The 17,378-nt window shown below is 64.4% G+C and carries 21 protein-coding genes; 8 read left to right on the top strand and 13 right to left on the bottom strand.

Annotation, left to right across the window (positions count from 1 at the left end; translation table 11 throughout):
- The coding region (locus AC5RV2_RS07305; RefSeq protein ID WP_494091814.1) for a DMT family transporter at positions 1-912 on the bottom strand (912 nt) is incomplete at its 3' end.
- Positions 913-1,062: 150 nt separating this feature from the next.
- Between AC5RV2_RS07305 and AC5RV2_RS07310 the strand changes: the two genes are divergently transcribed.
- Together AC5RV2_RS07310 and AC5RV2_RS07315 are read left to right on the top strand one after the other, a co-directional pair.
- Positions 1,063-2,358 (top strand): thiolase family protein, encoded by a 1,296-nt coding sequence (locus AC5RV2_RS07310; protein ID WP_494091815.1) that lies wholly within the window; start codon positions 1,063-1,065, stop codon positions 2,356-2,358.
- Positions 2,355-4,478: a 3-hydroxyacyl-CoA dehydrogenase NAD-binding domain-containing protein gene (locus tag AC5RV2_RS07315; RefSeq protein ID WP_494091816.1), complete on the top strand. Its 2,124-nt coding sequence runs from the start codon at positions 2,355-2,357 to the stop codon at positions 4,476-4,478. The genes AC5RV2_RS07310 and AC5RV2_RS07315 overlap by 4 nt, the downstream gene beginning before the upstream one ends.
- Positions 4,479-4,589: 111 nt before the next feature.
- Here AC5RV2_RS07315 and AC5RV2_RS07320 read toward each other — a convergent pair whose 3' ends face one another.
- Positions 4,590-5,060: a DUF2975 domain-containing protein gene (locus AC5RV2_RS07320; protein WP_494091817.1), complete on the bottom strand. Its 471-nt coding sequence runs from the start codon at positions 5,058-5,060 to the stop codon at positions 4,590-4,592.
- Between the two features lie 146 nt (positions 5,061-5,206).
- Here AC5RV2_RS07320 and AC5RV2_RS07325 point away from each other — a divergent pair, with 146 nt between their 5' ends.
- Together AC5RV2_RS07325 and AC5RV2_RS07330 are read left to right on the top strand one after the other, a co-directional pair.
- Positions 5,207-5,398: a hypothetical protein gene (locus AC5RV2_RS07325; RefSeq protein ID WP_494091818.1), complete on the top strand. Its 192-nt coding sequence runs from the start codon at positions 5,207-5,209 to the stop codon at positions 5,396-5,398.
- A gap of 176 nt (positions 5,399-5,574) precedes the next feature.
- On the top strand, positions 5,575-6,003 hold the full coding sequence (locus AC5RV2_RS07330) for a hypothetical protein (protein WP_494091819.1): 429 nt from the start codon (positions 5,575-5,577) through the stop codon (positions 6,001-6,003).
- A 318-nt stretch (positions 6,004-6,321) separates the two neighbouring features.
- On the opposite strand, the gene AC5RV2_RS07335 is transcribed toward AC5RV2_RS07330, so the two are convergent.
- The 9 genes from AC5RV2_RS07335 to AC5RV2_RS07375 all read right to left on the bottom strand — a co-directional run bounded on the left by AC5RV2_RS07335 (position 6,322) and on the right by AC5RV2_RS07375 (position 11,481).
- Positions 6,322-6,786: a nuclear transport factor 2 family protein gene (locus AC5RV2_RS07335; protein WP_494091820.1), complete on the bottom strand. Its 465-nt coding sequence runs from the start codon at positions 6,784-6,786 to the stop codon at positions 6,322-6,324.
- A gap of 304 nt (positions 6,787-7,090) precedes the next feature.
- Positions 7,091-7,297, bottom strand: coding sequence for a helix-turn-helix transcriptional regulator (locus tag AC5RV2_RS07340; protein WP_494091821.1), 207 nt, complete (start codon positions 7,295-7,297; stop codon positions 7,091-7,093).
- A complete protein-coding gene (locus tag AC5RV2_RS07345) occupies positions 7,297-7,761 on the bottom strand; it encodes a hypothetical protein (protein ID WP_494091822.1) in 465 nt (154 codons plus the stop codon). The genes AC5RV2_RS07340 and AC5RV2_RS07345 overlap by 1 nt, the downstream gene beginning before the upstream one ends.
- Before the next feature lie 253 nt (positions 7,762-8,014).
- Entirely contained in the window at positions 8,015-8,509 is a 495-nt protein-coding gene (locus tag AC5RV2_RS07350; protein ID WP_494091823.1) for an NUDIX domain-containing protein, read from the bottom strand.
- Positions 8,510-8,574: 65 nt separating this feature from the next.
- Complete coding sequence (locus AC5RV2_RS07355) at positions 8,575-9,081, bottom strand: GNAT family N-acetyltransferase (RefSeq protein ID WP_494091824.1); 507 nt, start codon at positions 9,079-9,081, stop codon at positions 8,575-8,577.
- Between the two features lie 149 nt (positions 9,082-9,230).
- Positions 9,231-9,686, bottom strand: a complete 456-nt coding sequence (locus tag AC5RV2_RS07360; RefSeq protein ID WP_494091825.1) for an AAA family ATPase — start codon at positions 9,684-9,686, stop codon at positions 9,231-9,233.
- A 70-nt stretch (positions 9,687-9,756) separates the two neighbouring features.
- The gene (locus AC5RV2_RS07365; RefSeq protein ID WP_494091826.1) at positions 9,757-10,359 is read right to left on the bottom strand and encodes a class I SAM-dependent DNA methyltransferase; all 603 of its coding nucleotides are present in this window, start codon (positions 10,357-10,359) and stop codon (positions 9,757-9,759) included.
- 210 nt (positions 10,360-10,569) lie between these two features.
- Positions 10,570-11,034 carry an ASCH domain-containing protein gene (locus tag AC5RV2_RS07370; RefSeq protein WP_494091834.1) on the bottom strand — a complete coding sequence of 155 codons (465 nt, stop codon included), beginning with the start codon at positions 11,032-11,034 and terminating at the stop codon, positions 10,570-10,572.
- Positions 11,035-11,220: 186 nt separating this feature from the next.
- Entirely contained in the window at positions 11,221-11,481 is a 261-nt protein-coding gene (locus tag AC5RV2_RS07375; RefSeq protein ID WP_494091827.1) for a GNAT family N-acetyltransferase, read from the bottom strand.
- Positions 11,482-11,606: 125 nt separating this feature from the next.
- On the opposite strand from AC5RV2_RS07375, the gene AC5RV2_RS07380 reads away from it, so the two are divergent.
- From AC5RV2_RS07380 to AC5RV2_RS07390, 3 genes are all read left to right on the top strand, one after another.
- A complete protein-coding gene (locus tag AC5RV2_RS07380; protein ID WP_494091828.1) occupies positions 11,607-12,572 on the top strand; it encodes an NAD(P)-dependent alcohol dehydrogenase in 966 nt (321 codons plus the stop codon).
- 600 nt (positions 12,573-13,172) lie between these two features.
- Entirely contained in the window at positions 13,173-13,616 is a 444-nt protein-coding gene (locus AC5RV2_RS07385) for a Rieske (2Fe-2S) protein (RefSeq protein WP_494091829.1), read from the top strand.
- Positions 13,617-13,692: 76 nt separating this feature from the next.
- Entirely contained in the window at positions 13,693-14,133 is a 441-nt protein-coding gene (locus tag AC5RV2_RS07390; protein ID WP_494091830.1) for a Rieske (2Fe-2S) protein, read from the top strand.
- Positions 14,134-14,167: 34 nt separating this feature from the next.
- Here AC5RV2_RS07390 and AC5RV2_RS07395 read toward each other — a convergent pair whose 3' ends face one another.
- Entirely contained in the window at positions 14,168-14,851 is a 684-nt protein-coding gene (locus tag AC5RV2_RS07395; protein ID WP_494091831.1) for a hypothetical protein, read from the bottom strand.
- Between the two features lie 29 nt (positions 14,852-14,880).
- The gene (locus AC5RV2_RS07400) at positions 14,881-15,855 is read right to left on the bottom strand and encodes an aldo/keto reductase (RefSeq protein ID WP_494091832.1); all 975 of its coding nucleotides are present in this window, start codon (positions 15,853-15,855) and stop codon (positions 14,881-14,883) included.
- 164 nt (positions 15,856-16,019) lie between these two features.
- On the opposite strand from AC5RV2_RS07400, the gene argG reads away from it, so the two are divergent.
- On the top strand, positions 16,020-17,378 hold a 1,359-nt coding region (gene argG / locus AC5RV2_RS07405), incomplete at its 3' end, for an argininosuccinate synthase (RefSeq protein ID WP_494091833.1).

Consider the following 17,378-nt stretch of genomic DNA (forward strand, 5'->3'; position numbering starts at 1 on the left):
GACGGCGAGGCTCGCGATGACCAGGGCTACGCCGATCCAGCCCGCCGGTGACAGCCGCTCGCCCACCACCAGCACGGCCAGCACGGCGGCCACGACAGGCTCCGCCAGCGAAAGCGTTGTGGCGGTGCTCGCGCGGACCCGCGCAAGGCCGAGGCCGAACAACACGTAGCCGGCGAACATCGGGACCAGTGCCATGTAGGCCCCCACGGCCGCATTGCCCCACGAGGCCAACAGCGGAGCGCCCGTGGCCAGCAGCACCGGCATCAGCAACAGTCCGCCCAGGCCGAACATCGCACCCATGGCGGCACGTGCGGGAACCCCTCCGCCGATGATCCGATGCGCCGCCCACGAGTAGAGGGCGTAGGTCAGTCCCGCCAACAGGCCCAGGGCAATGCCCGCAAGCGTGCCGCCCGCACCCCCGGCGCCGTCGCCGTCCGCCGCACCGTCGCCGCCTCCCGCGGCCGCGAAACACAGCAGGGCGGTTCCGGAGAGCCCCAGCACGGCGGCGCCGGCCCAGCGGGCGCCCAGGATGTGGCGGTCGACAGCCCGTTCGATGAGCGCTGACGCCAAGGGGGCGGAGCCGATGCTCACCACCGTGCCGACGGCAACGCCGGCCAGGTGCATGGAGCTGTAAAAGGCCAACGGGTACACGGCGACGGCGACCGCCCCCAGAAGCACCAGCTTCCACCGCACCCGCAGTTGCGGCCGGGCATGCCCCATCGGCCGCAGCGCGGTCAGCGCCTGGAAGAGCCCGCCCACTCCCATGGCCACCGCTCCGATGGCAAGCGGTCCGACGCCGGGCGCGAAGGTGGCGGCCGTTCCGGTGGTCCCCCACAGCACCGACGCCGCCAGCACCAGGAAGGCGCCGGCAGAGGGCACCGCCGCCCGGTGCCGCTGCTCTTCTGCTTCCATGTCCCCTCGCCGGTTGTCTGCGCCCAGCGTAGCCGCCGCAGCATACCCGCTGCATTCGTTCCACCGGACCAGCAGCCGTACTTGCTGCCTAAGTTACCCACGGGTAACATCTTGGCTAGCACTGTGTCCCGCATCTCATGGAGGTATCAGGTGAGCCCTACGTCCCCGCCCCGCGCCCTGCGCGATGTCGTCTTCGTCGACGGCGTGCGCACCCCGTTCGGGAAGGCGGGTGAGAAGGGGATCCACGCCGGCACCCGGGCCGACGACCTGGTGGTCAAGTGCATCCGGGAACTCCTGCGCCGCAACCCGTCGCTGCCGCCGGGCCGCATCGACGACGTGGCCATCGCCGCCACCACGCAGACCGGCGACCAGGGCCTGACCATCGGCCGCACCGCCGCGCTTCTTGCCGGCCTGCCCCGCTCCGTCCCCGGTTTCGCCATTGACCGGATGTGCGCCGGCGCCATGACCGCCGTGACGACGACGGCCGGCGGCATCGCCTTCGGCGCGTACGACGTGGTCGTGGCCGGCGGCGTGGAACACATGGGCAACCACCCAATGGGCCAGGGTGCGGATCCGAACCCGCGGTTCGCCGGCGAGCGCCTGGTGGACCCCGCGGCGCTGAACATGGGCAATACCGCCGAAAACCTGCATGACCGCTTCCCCGCGATCACCAGGGAACGCGCGGACGCCTATGCTGCGGCCAGCCAGGCCAAGCTCGCCGCGGCCTACCGGAACGGCAGCATCCAGCCCGACCTGGTGCCGGTGGCCGGCCGCAAACCGGGTGAAGGCTGGTCGCTGCACAGCGCGGACGAACCCCCGCGGCCGGACACTACCGTGGAAGACCTGGCCGGGCTGCGGACCCCGTTCCGCCCGCACGGCCGGGTCACCGCCGGCAACGCCGCCGGCCTCAACGACGGCGCCACCGTCTCGCTGCTGGCCTCTGCGGAGGCAGCCGGCGAGCTCGGCCTGCCGGTGAAGATGCGCCTGGTCTCCTACGCCTTCGCCGGAGTCGAGCCCGAGGTGATGGGCATCGGGCCCGTCCCTGCCACCGAGAAGGCCCTGAAGATGGCGGGCCTGGACATCGCGGACATCGGCTTGTTCGAGATCAACGAGGCCTTCGCCGTACAGGTGCTGTCCTTCCTGGACTATTACGGGATCGCCGACGACGATCCCCGCGTCAACCGCTATGGCGGCGCCATCGCCGTCGGCCATCCCCTGGCCGCCTCCGGCGTTCGCCTCATGACCCAGCTGGCCCGCCAGTTCGCGGACGACCCGTCGGTGCGCTACGGACTGACCACGATGTGCATCGGGCTGGGCATGGGGGGAACGGTGATCTGGGAGAACCCGCACCATGCAGATTATTCGGGCGGCGCCGCCGATACGGCCGCCGCAACTGTCGGAACCGCCGCCCCCGCGGCAGCACAGGCACGAGAGGACCACGCATGAACCCCGACTACACGGCCCTGGCCGCGAAGTTTCCGGACGAGACCGTCACCCACTCCTACGTGCAGGATGTGGAACTGCCCGGTGCCGGCACCCTGGCGCTGCTGACCCTGGACAACGACCTGGACCACCGCAAGCCGACCACCCTGGGCCCCAACAGCCTGGTGGAACTCGGCACGGCACTCGAAGGGCTCAAGGCGCGGGCCGCGGCGGGCGGGATCTCCGCCGTCGCCATCACCGGCAAGCCGTACTACCTGGTGGCCGGGGCCGACCTGGGCGCCGTGGGCAGGCTCACCGGCCCCGAAGACGGACGGACCATGGCCAGGCTGGGCCACGATGCCTATGCCACGCTCGCCTCCCTGGGTGTCCCGACGTTCGCCTTCATCAACGGAGCAGCGATGGGCGGCGGGCTGGAGATCGCGCTCGCCGCCGACTACCGCACCGTCTCCACCGGCGCCGGCGCCATCTCGCTGCCGGAAGCCTTCCTGGGCCTGATCCCCGGCTGGGGCGGGGTCTACCGGCTCCCGCGGCTGATCGGCCCGGCGAATGCCGTCAAGGTCATGGTCGAGAACCCGTTGAGCAACAACAAGGCGCTCGACGGCGCGGCCGCCTACCGGCTGGGTGTCGCCGACGTCCTGTTCGAACCGGCCGATTTCCTGGAGCAGTCGCTGGTTTGGGCCACGCGGATCCTCACCGACGACGACGCCCGCCGGCTGGTCGCGGATCGCCGCGCTGGAACCTCCGCCGCCACCGAGGCGGACTGGGACCGGGCCATCGCGGCCGGCCGGAAGTTCGTGGAAGCCAAGACGTCCAACGCCGCGCCCGCGCCCGCCAAGGTGCTGGACGTGATGGACGCCGGCCGGGGCAGGAGCCAGCCGGAATCCGCCGGGCTGGAAGTCGAAGCGCTGGCGGAATTGATGCAGACCCCGCACTTCCGCGACACGGTGTACGCCTTCTTGGAGCTTGTGCAGAAGCGTTCCAAGCGGCCGACCGGCGCGCCGGACCCCAAGCTCGCCCGGCCCGTCACGAAGGTGGGCGTGGTCGGCGCGGGCCTGATGGCCAGCCAGCTGGCGTTGCTGTTCGCCCGCCAGCTGAAGGTTCCGGTGGTCCTGACAGACATCGACCAGGCCCGGGTGGACAAGGGTGTGGGGTATGTCCACGCCGAAGTGGACAAGCTGCTGGCCAGGAAGCGGCTCTCGGCCGACGCGGCCAACCGCACCAAGGCCCTGGTCACCGGCTCGGTCTCCAAGGAAGCGTTTTCGGACGCCGACTTTGTGATCGAGGCCGTGTTCGAAGAACTGGCGGTCAAGAAGCAGGTCTTCGCCGAGGTCGAGGCAGTGGTCTCCGAGGACTGCATCCTCGCCACCAACACCTCATCCCTGTCGGTCACGGAGATGGCAGCGGACCTGCTGCATCCCGAACGCGTGGTCGGCTTTCACTTCTTTAACCCGGTGGCCGTCATGCCCCTGCTGGAAGTCGTCCGGGCGCCGAAGACCAGCGACGAGGTGCTCTCAACCGCCTTCGTCCTGGGCAAGGCACTCAAGAAGACCACCGTGCTGGTCCAGGACGCCGCCGCCTTCGTGGTGAACCGCGTGCTGCTGCGGCTGATGGGGGAAGTGTCCAACGCCTTCGACGAGGGCACTCCCGCCGACATCGCCGACAACGCGCTCAAACCCATGGGCCTGCCGATGACCCCGTTCACCCTGCTGGCCATGGTCGGCATCCCGGTGGCCCAGCATGTCACCGAGTCGCTGAATGCGGCTTTTGGCGACCGCTTCCGGGTCTCTGCCAACCAGCAGCGGCTCATCGACAACGGCATCACGTCCCTCTGGATCACGGACGACGACGGCCGGCAGGTGATTCCCGAGTCGACCTTGGCGCTGCTGGAGTTCGGAGACTCCCCCAGCAGCTCCGAGCAGCTGCTGCGGCGCACCCAGGACGCCCTCGCCGAGGAGATCGGGCTCATGCTGGAAGAAGGCGTGGTGGCCGCCCCGGAAGACATCGACCTGTGCATGATCATGGGTGCGGGCTGGCCGCTGCATTTGGGCGGCATCACCCCTTACCTGGACCGGGTCGGCGCCTCCGAACGGGTCAACGGCCGAAAGTTCCACCCGGAGCGGTAACCGCAGCCGCCGAAGCAGGGCACCGCCGTCGTACCGCTCCTTCAGGACGACGGCGGTGCCGGCCGGGGAAACGGCGCCGTTACCCGCGAGTGCAGGCCCGGGGCGTTTCAGTTACGCGACACCACGTTCATGGACGTCGTTTCCCGCCAAGAACCCCAGTGCCTTGGCTCTCACACTGAACGCAACGGGCACGAGAGCGAGAGAGACCAGCAGTCCGAACATCATCGGTGGCCCGCCGACGTTTGCGACGGATCCGGCGTGGACAAAAACGCCTGCAAAGATCAGCGACATGAAGCATAGCGAAGCCGTCATGACGGTGGCCCATCGCTTTGACCGGCTGGAGGACACGTTGCCCGCCACCGCGGCCGAAAGCAGCTGCCAGGATGCCAGCAAGGCCACCTCGAAACCGCCGATGGCAATCACGATTGCCGTGACGTACGGGGGCGCCAGGTACGCAACCTCGGGGTAGGCGCCGGCGTACTCTGCGGCGACCTGCGGAACAATCAGCAGCTGAGCCAGCAGTGCCCCAACAGCAAGGGCTCCGAGGATGATGCGGAAGGGTGTGGCTCGCTGGCTGATCATAGGGCAATCATCACCTACGTGGACTGACTGGCGGAAGCGCCAGGCGCAAGTGAACAGGCATAATGCCAGTAACGAAAGGTGAGACCATGGCGGCAGTCGTTACTCCAGCGCGGCGACCTACTGCCGGACCAATAGCGGCGACGATTGTGCTTGTGGCTTCGCTGGTCCTCTTTTTCGTCACCGACAACGCGCTGGTGGTTGTCGCCGTAGCTGGTGCCGTGGTGTTCTCACTGTTCGGACTACAGATGTCCAAGTGGTACTGGATCCCGTCTACCCTCGGCTCATTGCTGCTGCTCTTGCTGCTTGCGCTCATGATTCCCCTGTGGACTGGAGGCTAGATGGTCGAGGTTGGGAACCCCAAACAGGGTTCCCAACCCTACGTCCCTGCCTCTGCGAACGCCGATAGCCGCGATTCTCTTAGACTTGTCGTGTCTCAGCAATGAAGCTTCAAGAAACTACGAAAGCGACAGGGGCGGCCCCGTTGTACAAGTCGTCAGTTACTCCCAATCGGACCATGACGACGATCTTTCGTGTCGCTTCAATTCTTGGGATTATTGCAGCTTCAGCGAACCCTTTCATGGATACGGGCGAGTCTGAGTCCCGGAAGCTTTTTGAGTCAGTCTCGTTGATTATCGTCAGCACTCTGGTGTTCGTGATTTCCTTTCTGATGACAGCTTCTGCCCAAGTCACGGAAGAGAAGGTTGTTCTGCGATGTGCGTGGATATTTTCGGCAAAAATACCGGTAACGGACATCGCTAGAGCGGTTGAGGACTCCAACTTCGGGAACGCTGGTTTCGGCTACCGAATCCTTGGCAAGAACCATCGCGGGTTCATTATGGGCGGGTCTCAGGCGACACTGCATCTCCACGATGGAAGGCAATACACCGTAAGTGTTGACTCCGTCGACGAGTTTTGCGCGGCCGTCAACAAGCAAGTCACATAACTGCCACCGCCCAGCGTTGTGCTGCAGGCTTCAGGACCGGCGATACGCCTCGATGTACCGGCTGACGGCGCCCCGTTAGCTTGGGTCTTAATGTTGCATTCGCTCGTCCAGAGCACAGGCCCGGTGGAGTGCTTCTGTAGCTGCGAGGACGCAGGAGAGCAACTGCTTCCTGCACTGAATCAAAGTGCGCTATGTCGCCGCGGTAAGGCCCTGGTGTGCGAGCGACATGGCCGGTCCATCAGCAGTCCCCATACCGTCACTCATAGAGTGGCGCGTCGAATCCGGTTGAAAGAAACTCAACGAGTCGGTCCATACCCGTCAAAGCGGGGCGCCTGAGGGTCGGTCAAGGGGCCGGCCAGTTATCGTTGTTGCCTGTGACCAGACAGCCACCCAATGTCTGTCCCTCTGCTCGTAGGCATCCGTGTGCCATACACGAAATTCATGTTCGTCGTCAACGCCGACGCTGAGCACTATTCGGGCGATGTATCGAAGAATGACAAGCGACCCGGACGAGAGGACAGAAATTTCCGTCTCGGGTTCGAACACAAGGTATTCGAGACGGTTTGACGACACATCGCTGAGATAGTCCGTCTTGTTAAGGCTTCCGCCGTTGGGTGTGACGAGTTGGTAGTCGGTCGCGTGAAGTCTTTCTGCAACCGACATGTCACGGTTCACAAGTGAGTGAAGGCGTTGCCTCTCGATGCTAACGACGGTCTCTGCATCGGAGTTCATCCCTCTGTCTATCAGAAATCCTGTCGTTGGGTCGGGCGATCTCTTAGTCATTCTGTATCTGGGCGAATCTGTCCCCGTCAAGCTTCCACAAATGGATGCGGAGTGGCTGTATATAGAGCTACTCCGGGCCACTCTGGGCAGCACCCGACGGGCACAACTGCCGACCCTGGTCATTTGCACTGCAAACTGCAAAGGAGCGGCTCCCCGGACAAATTCGCATCGCATAAGCAGGTGCCCCGAAGCGAAAGCGATATGTGAGAACTTATGCCTGTGGCGAATAACGAGGTCCACCCCTAAATTCGAGCCCGCTCGGCACTCTTTTCCGCTTGCGCATCTCGACCCTGGATTTCAGGACTTACGAGCCAGCACATTCATTGAAGCAGAACAGGTCTTCAATACTGCACTGGAAAACGGCCGCGATCCTGAACGCGACCGGTAGCGATGGATCATAACGGCCCTTCTCTATCGAAATGATGGTTTGGCGCGATACTCCGAGTTCGTCAGCCAATCGCTGTTGAGACCACCCGAGGGCTTGGCGGCGCTGTGGAAGCGTATTCTGCATCAGGCAGCTGTTTTCTTCAGCCAGAGGTAGCGTGCTGCGAAGTCGAGCATGGCAAAAAGCACGATCGCGGACAAGACCCAGGTGACAGGTGCTTCGATTCCAGCGAAAGCGAATCCGGCGGCACCAAGGCCGCCGACAATGAGGATATCTCCGAAGGTCCCGCTTGCCGCTTTTTCATGCCAAGTGGATTCGATGGAGTCGTCTGGCTTGTCGATCGCCCCAGCAAGAGTTGAACGGTCAACCAAGACTGCCCACCCGAGGGTTGCCGCGACCGGCAGAGTTCCAACTACCACAAGGGCGAACGCAAGCACAGGACGCTCTACATCGCTCAGCAACACGAAGAGCCCGCCCAAGCCCGTGGAGATGAGTGTCCCGATCACCAGCGATGTACCCAACAATGTCGAGGAACCGCCACCAAAGCGTGCACGTCCCCATCGGCTCCGTGCAATTTTGGTGTCATTCATGCTGTCCGCCTCTCTAGCTACGCGCTCATCTCTTAGTCAAGGGGACTTTACAGACAAGTGCCCTTTACGTCAAGGTCGCTTTACTATGGACTTGGTCAGGAGATTCTTCGCCTAGGTTGCCCCCTTCAACGGGTCCCCATCGCTACAAACATGAGCGTGAACTTATCCATCCCTGCGAATGGCCCCCGTGCGATGGAATTCATGTTCCATTAGGGCCGTAGATGTCCCGTTGAAGGATCCTTCAGCGGTACGCCTAGTTTGCCTGAAAAACACCGGTTTCCTGGAACAGCGCATACAGCTTCAGAACTTCCAGGGTCGGGGCATGAGTGGGATCCGGTGGATCAACCAGTGGAAAGAACCCAAGGTCACTCACCTCGCACTCTTCTGCTGAGAGGCTTCCTTCCCAGCTAGCTAGCACAAAACACATAGCGAAGGCTTGAACCTGATCGCCGTTGGGGTAGGTCAATGTGTGAATTGAAGGATCGGACAGGCTCGCGAAGGGTTGGAGGTCCTCTGCTTTGGCGACGATGCCTGTTTCCTCAAACAATTCGGCTATGGCCGCTGTCCTGAAACTCTGGCCGGGTTCGCAGCCTCCAGCGGGTAGCTCCCACATTCCGTTATCCGCTCGGCGCTGGAACAAGGCATGGCCTTCTTGTCCCAGCACTAGTACTTGAGCGCCTGGTAGAAGAACGAGTTGCGATCCGAGGTGTTGCCGGATCTTCCATAGATAAGACCCAATGTGCCCCATTGCCTCACCCTACAATGTCGCTCAGAACGCGCCCGTATGCCGGTCGCTATACGGAGGGGAAGGAACTACTCCAGCACTGTGACCATCTGTACGCGACGCCCGTACCTAGCAAGCTCGAGGCTGTCTTCAACATGGACCAGTTTGCGGTGGAAGTCAGTCGAAGGGGCCTCCTCCGTAAAACCAACTCGCGAGTAAAAAGGCGCATTCCAAGGGATGTCGGCATAAGTACGCAGGGTCAACCGGTTATGCCTCCGTCCTCGGGCTTCTTTCTTCGCGGCATCGATCAGCATGCGCCCATATCCGCGACGACTATATTCGGGCGATACCGAGAGTTGCTCCAAGTGAGCAATCTCGTCTGACTCAATGACGTGCACGAAACCCACAACAGCGCCTGTGTCGGCCGCTTCAGCGACCAGGACGTATCCGGGCTCTGACGCTCTCGAAGCGCCAGATGGGGCGGGCGGCCACTGCTCAGGGAGCAGCCAATCAATGAGAATTCGATCGGCAGCATTTTCGATCGTCTCGACTGCGGCGTAGTCAGACGGCGTCGCGAAGCGGATTCGGGCGGTCACGAATTGATCATATGACCGCCCGTAAGCCGGTCCTTCACCGTGACAAAGGGGAGGGAGAAGTTATTCACCTACTTGCTTACCCGAGGCAGGGTTGCGTTCAGTTCCGCCAAGGCCCAACACTGCCCCGTTTGAGCATCGTTTACTGGGCGTCAGGTGTGATCGGACGCCACGATTAGACGTTCAACCTCATCCGCCAGTTCTGCGACCGGTCGACGACCATCGAGTTCGAGGGTGGCCCCGTTTCGAAGCAGAGGTTCGACGTCGAGAATATATTGGCGGATCGCAGACTGGTCTGCCTCTGAGCTGCCGTAGGGATTGTTCGTACGAACCGAGACTCGCTCGATGAGGACTTCTACCGGTGCGCTCAGGAGGACAACAACGGCGAAACGGTCATAGAAGCGACCTTGATTCTCGACAGTCCCCGAGACAACCACGGACGAATCAGACGCTAGAAGTTCCGACATCCGCGGTTCATCCCATGTTCCATCGGGAAGCACCCAGGCATCGTAGTCGGTGTCGATTGTTCGGTAACCCCGCCGGGACAACTCGTTCAGCACAGCGGTCTTGCCCGCTCCCGACATGCCGGTGATCAGAACTCGAGACATGAGATCCAGCGTATCCGGGGCGCCGGAGTGCCCGGTAGCCAATCCTCAACGGGCATCTGGAGGCGCCTACTCAGCGGTCTAGCCGCGCTCTCAATGCTGCATGCGGGCGATGGCCATGGTCATGACGTTGGTGGCGTTCAGTGACCGTAAAGCCGGCGTTGCCAAGGACGGCTTCCAGGGACTCAACGGACCAGAAGTAGGCCGGCGCTACTGCGTGGGGAAACTCCCGTTCGGCCTTGCCCTCGAAGAAACCGATGAGCAAACCTCCGCTCGGTTCTAAGCACCGGGCGAACTCGTCGAGAATCGCAGGCACAATGGTGGGGGATGCATGAATCATGGAATACCAAGCCAGGATGCCTCCAAAACTCGCCGAGAGCGTGGGCAACTCTCGAAAAGTGCCGTGAATAAACGGGAGCGTGGGGTACCGGTCACGAGCTGTGGCCAGGAATTCTTCCGAGAGATCTATACCCAGAACATCCCGGTGACCGTCGTGCAGGAAGCTAGTCCAGTGTCCCGGTCCGCAACCGGCGTCCAGCAGAAGCCCAGGAGTGGAATCGCGCCAACGTCCTATGAGGTTTCGGTCGGGTTCGGCCACCTGTCTGACGTCCTCAAAAAGCTCGATGTATTCCGCAGCTCGCGAGTCGTAGGCCTCGCGCACATGTGCATCGCTCATGGCAGGAGCTTACGGGCGCCGGGCCGACTCGAGTTATTCCGCACGCACCCCGATTCCTGACGGACGTCCGTAAGGCGGTCCCCACCGCGACATAGATGAGCGAGAGCGTATGTAAGCACGCGAATAACCTGTGAGGGATGGAACTTATGTTCTGCCAGGGCTCATCACTGTCCCGTTTGAGGATCCCCTACGAGCGATCGTGCGGCTAACTTATTGCGCCGAATCTGCATATTGAGGTGGCCAGACCACCTTGAATCGTTCGAAGACGATCTCGTCGGTTTCTGCCCATTGACGCCCTTGGGCTGCTGATACGCGAGTCCAGTAGCGGCGGTGCTCACGCTGCCAACTGTCTAGGCTCATATCGTCCTCGCCTTCGTCGAGGGCGAACGCAGCGTCAGCACTATCAAAGGAACCAATGCGCAGTTCAATACTGCGAATGATGATGCAAGGAGTGCCGTTCCCATCACAGGCAATCCAGTGGGACCCGATCCGGGGCACTTGGTCACCTCGCGCTATAAAGTCCGCAACGAGCTCCGCCGTCGCGCGTTTCCTTCCGCTGAGAACATGAGCGAGAAGTTCATCAGCTAACCGCTGCGTATCACCGAAGTGTTCAATTGTGTATTCCGGGGACGCAGCTACCGCCTCCGGGTGAGCAGCACAGTATTCCTGCCACATCCGAATGCCTGCGTCATGGTCGACAGGGCCAACAGGGTCAAGTTTCACCACCTCATAATGTCAGAAGCAGGCTTCCAAGCCGGTCTCTAGAGCGGCACCCGATCGCCACTTCCCTAACTAGGGACGGGTTTTTTACAAGAACTGGCTCCGACGATTCGCGTATACCTTTCCCACGTCTGATGCCAGCTAGCGGTCTCTACCTCCGGCTTCGGCTGGCGATTGTGGGTCTGTTCCGTGGCTCTTGTCTGCCCATTCCTCGGCGAGGATGGCGTAGACGTACCCGTCGGTCCATTCACCCTTCCACCAGGCTGACTTGTTGTGGTGGGCCTCGCGGCGCATGCCGATGCGTTCGAGCAGTGCGACCGAGCGGTCGTTGCGGGTGTCGCAGTCGGCGCAGATGCGGTGTAGGCCGTGCCCGATGAACAGAACGCCGCCACGAAGCGCCAAACTCCACGGGCGCGGAGCGGCGCGCGGAAGGACGCGCGAGTACGCTGTCCGCCAGCAGGAGGGCGGACGTCTTCACCGAACGGCGAATGATTGCGCGCGCCTGCGGGCGCGACTAGCGTCGGGGCATGAGAGCGATCGTCTATGACCGCTACGGGTCGCCCGATGTGCTGCGGCTCGACGATATCGCCACGCCGACGCCGGGGAGAGGCCAGGTGCTCGTGCGGGTGATCGCGACCTCGGTCAATCTGAGCGATTGGGAGGGGCTGCACGGGTCGCCCGCCTACGCCAGATTCGGCGGCCTATTCAGACCGGCCCGCCGCACGCTCGGTTCGGACATCGCGGGAGTGGTCCAAGCTGTGGGCGCAGGGGTCACGCGGTTCCGGCTCGGTGACGACGTCTATGGCGACAATCTCGCTCTGAAAGGCGGCTTTGCGGAGTACGCGGTGGCGCCGGAGCACGCTCTCGCCGCGAAGCCGTCGCACTTGTCGTTCGCTCAGGCCGCTACCGTGCCGCAGTCGGGGGCGATCGCGGTGCAAGCGGTTGCGCGTGCGAAGCCTGGTGGGCGGATGCTGATCAACGGCGCCGGCGGAGGAACTGGGGCGTTCGCGCTCCAACTCGCCGCTGCTGCCGGCATCCATGTCACGGGGGTGGACAATGCCGGCAAGCTCGACTTCATGCGCGACCTGGGTGCTTCCGAGGTCATCGACTACCGAACCGGCGACTTCACGCGGACCGGTCCGTACGACCTCATCATCGACCTCGTCGCACGGCGGTCGGTGTTCGCGTATCGCCGCGCGCTCGCCCCCGGTGGCACCTACCTGATCGTCGGCGGGACGATGCGCGCCCTTCTGCGAGTGGTGACGATTGGCACGCTGATCGGTGCCATGACGGGGCGGCGTTTGGGGGTTCTCGCCGTCAAGCCGGGTCCGGCGCATTTCTCGCTCCTCACCGAGCGGTGCATTGCAGGAGATGTTCGCATCCACATCGACCGCGTGTTCCCACTCGCGCAGGTGCCCGAAGCGCTCGCCTACGTCGGCGAGGGCCACGCGCTCGGCAAGGTGGTGGTGGAGGTGCGGGCAAGCGCCGATTGAAGGCCACTACGGAGAGGGTAAGGCCTGACACCTCGAGGAGCAGGAAGGCCGCGGCGACGAACAGCAGGCCCGTGTAGACGAATGGCCGGAGCATAGAAGCGGGCAACTTGAACCGGGCGCTTCGCTTAATTCGAACATGTGTTCTATTTTTAAGGGATGGATGGGGACGCGCTGGCGAAGCTGGCGGCCCGTTACGCCAGGCGGGCCGAGCCGGTGTCTTTGACCCCGGAGGAACTGGATCTCGGGCGCTGCAAGGTGACCCGTGTGGTGCCAGGGGTGCCGGTTTGGGCGTGGATCCGGTTCCCAGGTTCAGCCGAGCTGGTCGCCGGTGAGGCATTCGGCTGGACGTCCCGGGCTGTGCAAGTCACCTGGACGGACGCAGGGGTCCGGCGGATGACCTGGGTGTGGGCATCCGCGGTGCGGCGGCGGAACGATCAGGTGCGGAAAACGCCTTTGGGAGACAGGACGGCGAAGGCCAATGATGGCGGTACAGGAAGCGACAGGCCGTAGAACGATCAATGAGCCGGATGAACCAACCCAGGAACCCCGACGTCTATCTTTTCCGAAGGCACGCTTACTGCCCACGGGGAAGGTCAGCGCATGAATCCCGACGCCGGTCCCTCGCGACGCTCGGTCCTGGCCGCCTCCGCAACGGCCTGCTCGGCGTGTGCACTGGCTGCCTGTGCTCCCACGGGGAACGGCGGCGGCGAGGCCGGCGGAAAACCGGCCCCGGCTACCACCGGCGGCGCGGCCGTCCAGATCCTGAAGCTCACCGACGTGCCGGTTGGCGGCAGCGCCGCTGGCGAAGCCGGCGGGCAGGAAATTCTCATCCACCGTCCCGACGAAACTACCGTCCTTGCCTACAGCGCAATCTGCACTCACCAGGGGTGCACCGTGGCGCCGGCGGGCGAGGAGTTCCGCTGCCCATGCCACGGCTCTGTCTTCAGCGCCGCAGACGGCTCGGTGCTCGACGGGCCGGCGTTGAAACCGCTGCAGCGCTTCGCAGCGGCCATTGACGGCGAATGGATCACCGTTATGGCTTGATTGCTTACACGTTGGGCCCTGCGCGATCGGCAGTCGGTTTGGAAATTTACCAGCACCTTCCGGGAGAATAACGGACATGAGTTCGTCCCTGCCTTCGCGCCGCGCCATCCTGACCGCTACGACCGCCGTCGGTTCGGTGGGCGCGCTCACCGCATGTTCCCCGCTCCAGGACTACACAGGGGCACAAGGTGCCTCCGCTTCCCCGATTGCCAGCGACGGCACGCCGGTTCGGGTCGGCAAGCTCAGCGACGTGCCGGTTGGCGGCAGCGCCAGCGGCGAGGCAGGCGGGGAGAATATCCTCATCCACCGCCCCGACGAAACTACCGTCCTGGCCTACAGCGCCGTTTGTACGCACCAAGGATGCGGCGTGACTCCGACGAAGGCTGAATTCGTGTGCCCGTGCCATAACTCGACCTTCGCGCTCGCCGACGGCACAGTTACCGGCGGTCCGGCACCCGCTCCGCTTCCGCGCTTCGCGGCGGCTGTCGACGGCGAATGGATCACCGTCACCGTCTGAAACCGGCGGCCGGGAAGCCACCGGGGCAGGCGTCCTAGTCGGCCGGGGCCGGCCGGGCGCCGTATCCGGCGTCCAAGAAGTCAATCAACGGCCCGTCTAGGCCCGCGGTTGCCGTCGCCCGATCCGGAGCGAGGAAGGACTCGGCTCCGCGCCAGTCGCTCTTGACCACACGGCCGGCGGCCGCCCAATGAACGCCGACCAGTTCGGCCCCGGCGTGCAGTGCATAGTCCCTCCGGCCGGGGAGGCCGGCGACTGTTTCCCGCATGCGGGCACTCTGCACCACTTCATAGCGGTCGCACAGCGTCCGGCGGCCGTCCGTCAGCAGGACGTCCTCGGCGCCGGCCAGCGACATCTTCGTCCATGCGCCGCTGTCGGGTTCGGCCGGCGCGGCGTCGCCCAGCCGGAAAAACTCCACGGCCTGGGTGCCGGAACCGAGCATGTCCGCCAACAGGAGGTACTCCCCGTAGCTTGGCAGGCTCGTTTCGGTCAGCCCGAAATCTTCCCGGCGGGCAAATGCCTCGATACAGCCCGGCCATTGCCGGTAAGAAGAGGTGTCCCACCGCCGTGTCCCGGGCTCGAACCGGATGACGGATTCCGCGCGGTACCCGTCCGGTCCGCTCCCGAAGGCGATCCGCGTAGTGAGGACGTGATCCGCCCACCGGCGGTAGAGGCAGCCTTGCTTGGCGCCCTCAAAGTAAAAGTCTTCCCAGCGTTCCATCGGCTCCTCCCGCGGCCTCCTCGTAGATGTCAGAACAGGGCCACTTTCGGGACCGCGGGGAAGATGCCTTCCAGCTCGGCCAGGTCCTCGCCGGTCGGCTGCCAGCCCGCGGATTGGGTGTTCTGCCGGATCTGTTCCGGCTTCGTGGCACCCGCGATGACCGATGCGACCGCGGGACGCGTGGCAAGCCAGGAGAACGCCACCTCGATTTCCGTGAGCCCACGGTCGGCGGCGAAGCGGGAGAAGGCGCCCAGCTGCTCCCAGTCGGCGTCCTTGAGCATGTTGGTGCGCGAGTGAGTCAGCCGGCTGCCTTCCGGCGCCTTGCCGTCCTTGTACTTGCCGGTGAGCAGGCCGTTGGCCAGCGGGAAGTACGGCAGCAGGCCCAGCCCGTAGGCCTCGGCGGCAGGGGTGACTTCCAGCTCCGCCCGGCGGTCCAGCAGGTTGTAGTGGTTCTGGCTGGAAATGAACGGGGTGTAGCCGCCCATCCGCGCCGTGAATTCCGCCTCGGCGATCTGCCAGCCGGCCCGGTTCGAGTGCCCGATGTAGCGGACCTTGCCGGCGCGGACCAGGTCGTCGAGGGCGGACAGGGTCTCCTCGACCGGAGTCAGCGGGTCGGGCGTGTGGAACTGATAGAGGTCGATCCAGTCGGTGCCCAGCCGGCGCAACGACGCCTCGGCGGCCCTGACGATGTACCGCCGGGAGCCGCGGGCACCGAAGTCTTCGCCGTTCGCGCCCCGCATGTCCATGCCGAACTTCGTGGCAACCACCACGTCGTCGCGCCGCGATCCCAGCGCCTTGCCCAGGAACTCCTCGCTCAGGCCCGGGGTCTTCCCGTAGCTGTCGGCGACGTCGAAAAAGGTCACGCCGGCGTCGAGTGCGGCCTTGACCACCGCGTCCGTGCCTTCCTGCGTTTCCGTCGGGGTGTTGGACCGGCCGAGATTGTTGCAGCCGAGTCCCACCGTCGAGACGGTGAGGCCGGATTTGCCGAGACGCCGGTATTCCATCGCTACATCCTTGTCATGTCACTGGGGGATTTGCCGTTCGCCTCGCATCCTATCCCGGCTCCGGCCCCCGTTCCGGAAGCGGGAGTGAGTTCGGACACGTCACGCAGGCGGCCGCGGCGTTGCCGCTTCTGTCTTTGGGTGCCGCTGCACATATGATCGAAACCATGGCCAAAGTTCTGACTTCCCTTCCCGTCGGCGAACGCGTCGGCATCGCCTTCTCCGGTGGACTCGATACGTCCGTTGCCGTTGCATGGATGCGCGACGGCGGAGCCGTGCCCTGCACCTACACGGCCGACCTCGGCCAGTACGACGAGCCTGACATCGACGCGGTGCCCGGCCGCGCCACCGAGTACGGCGCGGACATCTCCCGCCTGGTGGACTGCAAGCCCGCCCTCGTGGAGGAAGGCCTGGCCGCGTTGGCCTGCGGCGCCTTCCATATCCGCAGCGGCGGCCGTTCCTACTTCAACACCACCCCGCTGGGCCGCGCCGTGACAGGCACCTTGCTGGTGCGCGCCATGCGGGAAGACGGCGTGGACATCTGGGGCGACGGTTCCACCTACAAGGGCAACGACATCGAGCGGTTCTACCGCTACGGGCTGCTGGCCCACCCCCGGCTGCGCATCTACAAGCCGTGGCTCGACCCGCGCTTCGTCTCCGAGCTCGGCGGCCGCCAGGAAATGTCCGAATGGCTGACCGCGCACAACTTCCCCTACCGCGACTCCGCGGAGAAGGCCTACAGCACCGACGCCAACATCTGGGGCGCCACCCATGAGGCCAAGACGCTGGAGCACCTGGGCACCAGCCTGGAGGCCGTCGAGCCGATCATGGGCGTGGCCTTCTGGCGCGAGGACATGGACATTCCCACCGAGGACGTGTCGGTGCGCTTCGAGGCGGGCCGCCCGGTCGCGATCAACGGCACGGAGTTTACCGACGCCGTCGCCCTGGTCCAAGAGGCCAATGCCATTGGCGGCCGCCACGGGCTTGGCATGTCCGACCAGATCGAGAACCGCATCATCGAGGCCAAGTCGCGCGGCATCTACGAGGCCCCGGGCATGGCCCTGCTCCACATCGCCTACGAGCGGCTGCTCAACGCGATCCATAACGAAGACACCGTGGCCAGCTACCACGCCGAGGGCCGCCGCCTGGGCCGCCTGATGTACGAAGGCCGCTGGCTGGACCCGCAGGCGCTCATGCTGCGCGAATCGCTGCAGAAGTGGGTGGGCTCCGCGGTCACCGGCGAGGTCACCCTGCGGCTGCGCCGCGGCGAGGACTACACCATCCTGGACACCACCGGGCCGTCGCTCAGCTACCACCCGGACAAGTTGTCCATGGAGCGTGTGGGCGACGCTGCCTTCGGTCCGCTGGACCGCATCGGCCAGCTGACCATGCGCAACCTGGACATCGCCGACTCCCGCGCCCGCTTGGAGCAGTACGCGGCACAGGGCCTCGTGGGCGGTCCCACCGCCGAGCTCGTGGGCGCACTGGAAGCCGGCGGCGCGAGCGAAATCGCCGACACCGCCCAG

It is taken from the genome of Arthrobacter sp. Y3225116, assembly GCF_059091245.1.